General features: G+C 58.6%; 6 protein-coding genes and 1 pseudogene. All 7 read right to left on the reverse strand.

All coding sequences use genetic code 11. The annotated features are described in order from the left end of the window. Positions 1-100: 100 nt before the first annotated feature. Positions 101-809, reverse strand: a pseudogene (locus NKH43_RS34855) (lipoyl synthase); the annotation flags it as partial. Between the two features lie 181 nt (positions 810-990). Then, positions 991-1767, reverse strand: coding sequence for an ectoine/hydroxyectoine ABC transporter ATP-binding protein EhuA (gene ehuA, locus NKH43_RS34860; protein ID WP_352862008.1), 777 nt, complete (start codon positions 1765-1767; stop codon positions 991-993). Between the two features lie 118 nt (positions 1768-1885). Beyond that, positions 1886-2554: an ectoine/hydroxyectoine ABC transporter permease subunit EhuD gene (gene ehuD, locus NKH43_RS34865; RefSeq protein WP_352862000.1), complete on the reverse strand. Its 669-nt coding sequence runs from the start codon at positions 2552-2554 to the stop codon at positions 1886-1888. Then, a complete protein-coding gene (ehuC, locus tag NKH43_RS34870; protein WP_352862001.1) occupies positions 2551-3222 on the reverse strand; it encodes an ectoine/hydroxyectoine ABC transporter permease subunit EhuC in 672 nt (223 codons plus the stop codon). The genes ehuD and ehuC overlap by 4 nt, the downstream gene beginning before the upstream one ends. Before the next feature lie 60 nt (positions 3223-3282). Beyond that, positions 3283-4155: an ectoine/hydroxyectoine ABC transporter substrate-binding protein EhuB gene (ehuB, locus tag NKH43_RS34875; RefSeq protein ID WP_352862003.1), complete on the reverse strand. Its 873-nt coding sequence runs from the start codon at positions 4153-4155 to the stop codon at positions 3283-3285. Between the two features lie 521 nt (positions 4156-4676). After that, on the reverse strand, positions 4677-5528 hold the full coding sequence (locus tag NKH43_RS34880; RefSeq protein ID WP_352862005.1) for an alpha/beta fold hydrolase: 852 nt from the start codon (positions 5526-5528) through the stop codon (positions 4677-4679). A 232-nt stretch (positions 5529-5760) separates the two neighbouring features. Then, positions 5761-6549 carry an ectoine/hydroxyectoine ABC transporter substrate-binding protein EhuB gene (gene ehuB / locus NKH43_RS34885; protein ID WP_352862006.1) on the reverse strand — a complete coding sequence of 263 codons (789 nt, stop codon included), beginning with the start codon at positions 6547-6549 and terminating at the stop codon, positions 5761-5763. Positions 6550-7375 lie beyond the last annotated feature (826 nt).

A 7375-nucleotide genomic window follows, 5' to 3' on the forward strand; every position in this document is an offset into this window, starting at 1 on the left:
ATCGTCATATGTCGAAGCCCTCAAAGGCCTCGAACATCGTCCCTTACATCCACGCGCGAAAGGTGCCGCCGGGACAGCGCTTACGACGAAACGGGTCAACGTGATGCTTCTTTGACGGCTGCAGGTACTGACCGATAGTCATGAAGTCGACATTGGCCGAGCGCAGGTCATCCATCGATTGCAGGATTTCATTCCGCTCTTCGCCGAGGCCGACCATGATGCCGGACTTGGTGAAGATCGAAGGATCGAGTTCCTTTACGCGCTGCAGAAGCCTGATCGAGTGGAAGTAGCGCGCGCCGGGACGCACCGTCAGATAGTTCGATGGCACGGTCTCGAGATTGTGGTTGAAGACATCGGGCTTGGCCGCCACTGATGGCGCGGATGACCTCGGCAAAATGCTGCGCGCCGCCATCGGCGAGATCGTCGCGGTCGACCGAGGTGATGACGACATGGGTCAGGCCCATCTGCTTGACCGCGTGCGCGACGCGGGCAGGCTCATCGGCATCGAGTGCGGTTGGGATGCCCGTGGCGACGTTGCAGAAGGCGCAGGCGCGCGTGCAGATCTCACCCATGATCATGAAGGTGGCGTGCTTCTTCTCCCAGCACTCGCCGATGTTGGGGCAACCGGCCTCTTCGCAGACCGTCACCAGCTTGTGCGATTTCACGATCTCGCGGGTCTCGGCATAGCCTTTCGAGACCGGCGCCTTAACGCGGATCCAGTCAGGCTTGCGCAGCACCTCCTGGTCTGGCCGGTGCGCCTTCTCAGGGTGGCGCGGACGCGGAAGCGTTCCATCGAGTACAGTAACCATCTTGCCTCAGTGGACGCCGCGTGCCTTGGCGCGGCCAAATAGTCAGAGTATCAGGAATGCAGTTTCCTGGATTGATCCAGCCGGCTAGCGCGAAGTCCATGCCAACCCGCCCCCGAAACCGGTCCGAGGAAAGCAGCGAATTGCTACCTCTCCGACCTGGCTAGCGGCACAATGCGCACCCTTACCTCGCCTCCAGTACCGCATTGAGAAACTGTCGCGTTCGCTCATGTTGTGGCTCGCCTAAGAGCTGGCTGGGCGGGCCCTGTTCTACAATCTTGCCGCCATAAAAGAAGCAGACGCGATCGGAGAACTCCTTGGCGAAGCCCATCTGATGCGTGACCATCAGCATAGTGAGGTCATGTTCGGCGCCGAGCTTGCGGATGACGTTGAGCACCTCTCCAATGAGTTCCGGGTCGAGCGCCGATGTCACCTCGTCGAACAGCATCACCTTCGGGCGCATGGCCAGCGCACGAGCGATCGCCACACGCTGCTTCTGGCCCCCAGAAAGCTGAATCGGGAAATGGTTCTTCTTGTCGCCGAGACCCACCATGTCGAGCAGCTCTGCCGCTCGGACCTCCGCCTCCTGCTTGGAAAGCCCAAGGACCGAGATCGGCGCCTCCATGCAGTTCTGCAGCGCTGTCATGTGCGGGAACAAGTTGAAGTGCTGGAACACCATACCGATCTTGCCGCGCACGCGACGGAGATGACGGTTGCTCGCCGGCACCATTTGGCCGTTCTTCTGCATGTGCGTGAGCGGTTCGCCGTCGACCCATATCACCCCCCCGTTGATCCGCTCCAGAGTCATCAGCATGCGCAGAACGGTGGTCTTGCCCGAGCCGGAGGGACCAATGATGCACACCTTCTCGTTGCGCGCGACCTCGAGATTGAGTTCGTCGAGCACCGTCAGCGCGCCGTAGCGCTTTGTGACGTTCTCGAAGCGGACCATGGGTTCGTTCATGACTTTCTCGTTGCGAGTGCTATCGCGATCAAACTCGTTCGGCCTGGTTAACGCCCCATATCGCTTCGTGACGTCGTCCTCGAATCGAAGCACAAATTCGCTCATAGCAGAAGGCCCCCTATTGCAGATGGCAGCGGCGGTTGAGCCAGACGCTTACCGACTGCACGATGGCAGAAGCAACCAGGCTGAACAAGTAGTAGAAGAAGCCGCACATAGTGATCGCTTCGATGTAGCGATAGTTGTTTCCCCCGAAATTCTTTGCCTGCTGCAGCATCTCGAAGATCGAGATGGCGGCAAGGACCGGCGTATCCTTGAACATGCCGATGAAGTAATTGCCCAGAGCAGGCACCATGGGCGGGATCGCCTGCGGCAGGATGATTGTTCGCCAGGTCCGCGGTCGCGAAAGGTTTAGTGCCGTGCAGGCCTCCCACTGGCCGCCGTCCACATTCTCGATGCCGCCCCGGAAGACCTCCGAGCAATAGGCTGCATAGTGGATGCCGAGGACGCCGATGCCCGCCGTCCACGCAGGAATGAAGATTCCGATCTGCGGACCAACGAAATAGACAAAGAACAGCTGCAGCAGCAAGGGCGTTGAGCGGATGAACTCCACGATTTCCGCCATGGCGGTGGAGATGTAGCGGTTTGGCGACTGGCGGATCATCGCGAATACAAGACCCAACACCAGCGCGATCGCAAACCCGAGCAGCGTAGCCTCAATGGTGACGATCGCGCCCTGATAGAGATATGGGAACGCCTCCCATACGTAAGACCAATCCCAGACCTTCAAGCCAGCTGCTCCCTTACGAATCCGCGCGAGACGCGGCGTTCCAGCCAGCGCACGAAAGGCGTGATGAGGGCGCGCGCGATGACGTAATAACCAAATAGTGCGACCGCGAAGAACAGCATGTAATCGCCGGTTGCGTCGGCCGCCTGCTTGGCGGCGCTGGTAAATTCGGTGATGGTGATGAAGAAGACGAGCGAACTACCCTTAAGCACATCGATGAGCATATTACCCCACGTCGGCAGCATGGCGCGCATCGCCTGCGGCAGAATGATGCGCCGCATCATGGTGAGCCGCGAAAAGTTTAGCGCTGTGGATGCCTCATACTGTCCCCGGTCAACGGCCTGAATGGCGGCGCGGACGTACTCGGCTGCATAGCCGGAGGCATTCATCCCGATACCCAAAATTCCGACAGTCCACGGTGACAGGAAAATACCGAAGATTGGCAATACAAAGAACCACCAGTAGAGCTGGACCAGCATAGACGTCCCACGGAGGAATTCGATGTAAACGACGCTGAGCCAGCGCAACTGCCAATGGGGAGAGACCCGGGTTAGGCCGACGACAAGCCCAAGGACGATCGCCACCAGGGATGCGCCAAGGGTGACGATAACCGTGATCATGACGCCCTTGGCTAGCACCGCCACGATGAAGCTGAGATCGACCTTGCTCATATGCCCTCCCCACTGACCGCCTCCCAGGCCGGAGCCGGGGAAGCGGTCAGGCGCATGACTTCAACCCTTGCAGAGATCAGCGGTTTTCTTGCCGTCCGGCAGATCGCGTTTGCTGTAGCCATATTTGCTGACCGAGGCCATCATTTCCTCAGAGCCAATATAGTCTTTCAATACGGCGTTGAACGCATCGACCGCAGCCTGCTCGTTGAGCGAGAAGGCGATGGCGGGATGTTCGTTGGGGCCCGGCGGGGTGTATGGGTCGGCCACCTCAATGCTGGGATCGTTCTCGGCAAGAGTAGCCGCGTTAAGACTGTAGAGGTTGCCGGCGGCGGCGCGGCCGGCCTTTACAGCCTGTACGACCTCCGGCGGTCCTGCTACCTGCATGATCTTGTCGTCGGCGAAGCCTAACTTTTTCGCCTCCTCGACTGCGGTAGTGCCTGTCATAATGGCGAGGGCGAGGCCCTTGTCATACACATCCTTGAGAGAATGCAGTGCTTCCGGATTGCCCTTCGGCACGACTATCACGTCATTGCTCGAGGCGATCGGTTCGCTGAACAGCACGTTGCGGCAGCGTTCCGGCTTAATCCACATGCCGCCCGTGATAATGTCGAAGCGACCGGCCTGCAGGCCCGGGACGAGCGAGCCCCAATCGGTTACGAACGGCTCGATTTTGGTCGTACCCATCTTTTTCAGAACGTCCAGCGTCATCGCATTGACCAGCCCAAGCGGCTCGTTGTTCGCACCGGGATAGGCACTGGGAGGCTCATTGGTGAAGCCAAGACGGATCGTTTCTCCATTCTTGATCTTCTCGAGCAGCGACTCCGCCGAGGCCGAACCGGCAAAGGATGAGATTGTCATCGCCGCTAGGCCGAGTGCGGCAATCCTCCTCAAGATTGCAGACTTAAAGCATTCGTCGAGTTTCCACTTGACCATTGGTTAGTCCTCCGTTTTCGTTTCGCCGATGGTCTCCCATATGCACCGGGAAATGACCATTGCATCATTTGTTGAGCTTGTAGTCCGGCGGTTCCCATCATCGTGCGGGCTGTAGAGCCCCCACCTCAGTATGCTAGGCACGCTTCATCCAGCCAATCCTTTGCTACCAGCCGCTTGTACACGCTTCATGAGCGTAGCAGCGCAGCAGTGGCGCTTTGTGCGAGAATTGCAATATATTCGCAGAAATCCGGCGTTTTTAGGGTGTATGCGCACATTTCCGTCATCCATTTGGCTTGGTGAAAATGAACAAGTGCGAGTTGTGGTAGCTGAGGCGCACCACGTCTGGCATGACTCCTGACCTGCTGCCCGGATCGATGGGATGGCAGGCGCCAGCGCCTCGGCTATGCCCTTGTATGGTCTCCGTGGCAGCGCACAGATTCGTCGTATGCGACGACGCCCCTAAGAAAAGATGCGCCCCGGAAATGCTGGCGTGAGCAACTTATAGTTCCCGTCACTGTTGATTATCCGTGCCATTGACGGATGAGTCTGTTTACCGCTTCGCTCCGGTCAACGTGGATGGAATGGCCTGCGTTATTCAGCAGGTGGAAATCTGAATTCCTGATCAGCTTCGCCAGGTTGAGCCCTTGCTCCGGCGTCGCGGTGGGGTCGTTCTTGGACCAAATGATCAACGTCTGGGCCTGAAGCTGATCAAGATAGGGGAAGATATACTCCTGCTGCAGCAGTGCATAATGATGCAGGTTTGTCTCGTCTTCCGGCAATCGCTGCCAGATCTCCCATTGTCCCCGGGCCGCGGCCCGCCGATAGGCCTCTCGCTCGGCGCCTTCCACATCCTGCCCGTAGGCGCGGCAGCCTTTCCGGCGGGCGGTGATGTATTCCTCTTCGCTCGGCATCGGGCCGGAACAGTCGTAAGCCTGCCGGCAGGCCTCCATCCAAGCTTCGTCACGGTCATCTCCAAACGCCGGTGACACGGAGTTGGCGGTCAGCAGGACGAGCTTGGAGACAAGATCGGGACGCACGATCGCGACCCGCGCGGCGACGAATGATCCTTCTGAATGGCCGACTAGGGTGATCTGCTTCAACCCCAGTTGTTGGATGAAGCTAATTACATGATTCACACGACCGAGTCGGTTGATGTATTTGCCGTCAGCAGGATAATCCGTCCCCCCAAAATGGAGATGATCAATCGCGAGCACCCTAAATTGATCGGATAGTCCGTTCAGCTGCCGAACAAAGGAACTCTTACCCTCTGCGCCGAAGCCCGCCCCGTGCAGGAAAACAATCGGCCGACCGGCTCCGTTCTCGCAGTACGATGTCTCGACACCATCAATCGATACGCGATGCTCGGTGATCATCAGTTCCTCGGCAAAAGGAGAGGGGCATCAGATCGGCATTGTGACCATGCGAAGTGCTACCAAATGCTCACTCCTGAGCGCAGCAGCCTCACATGCCCCGTCGCCGAATTATCTGGTCCGAATACAGGAAATCGGCACGCCGGAGCCTCGTGTCTTGTCACTTGCTCTGCCGGCTCCCGGCCACTGCGACCGGGAGCCGGTCAGATGCATGGGTGGCATTCCCCGCAAGATTTCAGCCCTTGCACAGGTCGGCGGTCTTGGTGCCGTCCGTTAGGTTAATTTTGGTGTAGCCGTATTTTCCGACCGACTCCATCATTTCGTCGGAGCCGATATAAGTCTTCAATACCTCGTTGAAGGCATCGACCGCGGCCTGCTGATTGGGCAGGAAGGCGAGACTTGGGTAGCCGGCCTTCCCAGCCGGCGGGGTGAACGGATCTGCCATTTCAACGCTGTCGTCCTTGTCGGCGAGCTCCTTTACCGTGAAGTAGTTGAGCGACCCCGCGGCCGCGCGGCCGACCTTCACTGCCTGCAAGAATTCGGCCTGGCCGGCGACCTGCATGACACGATCCTCCGGAATGCCCGCGTCTTTGGCGTTCTTGACCGTGTCGGAACCGGCGGTGGTGACCAGCGTCAGGCCCTTGTCACGGATATCGTCAAAGGAGTGCAGGTCTTTGGGATTGCCATTTGGCACGAGCAGGGCTTCGGTAAACTTAGCAAGCGGCTCGGCGAACAGCACATTGCGGCAGCGCTCCGGCAGAATGTACATGCCGCCTGTGATGATGTCGAAGCGGCCCGCCTGCAGGCCAGGAATGAGGGAGCCGCATTCCGTCACGATTGGTTCGACCTTGGTCGTGCCGAGCTTCTTAAGGATGTCGAGGGTCATGGCGTTGACGAAGCCGAGCGGAGCGTTGTTCTCGCCGGGATAGGCCGACGGAGGGTCACTGGCGAAGCCAAGACGGATCGTTTTTCCATTCTTGATCTTATCGAGCAGCGACTGCGCCGAGACCGAGCCGGCAAGCAAGATATTGTCATCGCCGCTAGGCCGAGGGCGGCAATCCCCTTCAAGATTGCAGATTTAAAGCTGTGTTCAGCTTGCCACTTGTCCATTGGTTAGTCCTCCGTTTCGGTTTCGCCGATGGCCTCTCAATACGCACCGGGAAATGACCATGCCCTATTTGTTGAGCTTGTCCGGCGGTTCCCATCGTAATGCGGGCTGTAGAGCCGCACCTCAGTACCCTCCATCCAATCTTCACTAGCCTCATGAACGTAGCAGCACAGTTGGCGCGCTTTGTGCGAGAATTCTAATTTGCACGCATAAAGGCGGCGTTTTTGCAAGTTGTACGCAGATTTCCATCGTCCGCTTAGTTCGCCAATTGGGGTAAGTCGTCGCGGCAGGGCCAGTAGAGGTGGCACCACGCCCGACATGGCTGCCGAGCTGGGGCGATCTAAACTCGCGGCGCCGTATAACCAGTCGTCTCGGCATCGCCAAAGCTAATGGCGAGTTCGCTCGGCGGCATCACAGGCTGGATTTGTGAACCGCGATCGGCGGCGATCTGCTCGTACACGCCCAGCGCCCATACCGTTTCGACCGCGCCGGGCGAGCATCTGCGGATCGCTCAGAGGTCGAACGTCGCCCATTGCGCGCTAATGCTTGCCGCCATAGTGACGTCGGCGGTCGGGGATGCCGGGTCCGGATTCAGTGACCTCGAGCCCAATCGCAAGACCGGCAGGGTCTCCCCTACTTAGCTTTGTCTGTCTTCTCTCAAGACTGTGTCGGCTAATTTCTCAGCCACCATAATCGTTGGAATGTTTGTGTTCGCCCGGGGGCAAAATGGCATGACTGAAGC

The organism is Mesorhizobium sp. M1163, assembly GCF_040318415.1.
Classification (GTDB): domain Bacteria; phylum Pseudomonadota; class Alphaproteobacteria; order Rhizobiales; family Rhizobiaceae; genus Mesorhizobium.

What these genes read in the sequence shown, in the direction of transcription:
- ehuA (WP_352862008.1), bottom strand. Translation starts at nt 1,767, where the DNA reads ATGAACGAACCCATGGTCCGCTTCGAGAACGTCACAAAGCGCTACGGC.
- ehuC (WP_352862001.1), bottom strand. Translation starts at nt 3,222, where the DNA reads ATGAGCAAGGTCGATCTCAGCTTCATCGTGGCGGTGCTAGCCAAGGGC.
- ehuB (WP_352862003.1), bottom strand. Translation starts at nt 4,155, where the DNA reads ATGGTCAAGTGGAAACTCGACGAATGCTTTAAGTCTGCAATCTTGAGG.
- NKH43_RS34880 (WP_352862005.1), bottom strand. Translation starts at nt 5,528, where the DNA reads ATGATCACCGAGCATCGCGTATCGATTGATGGTGTCGAGACATCGTAC.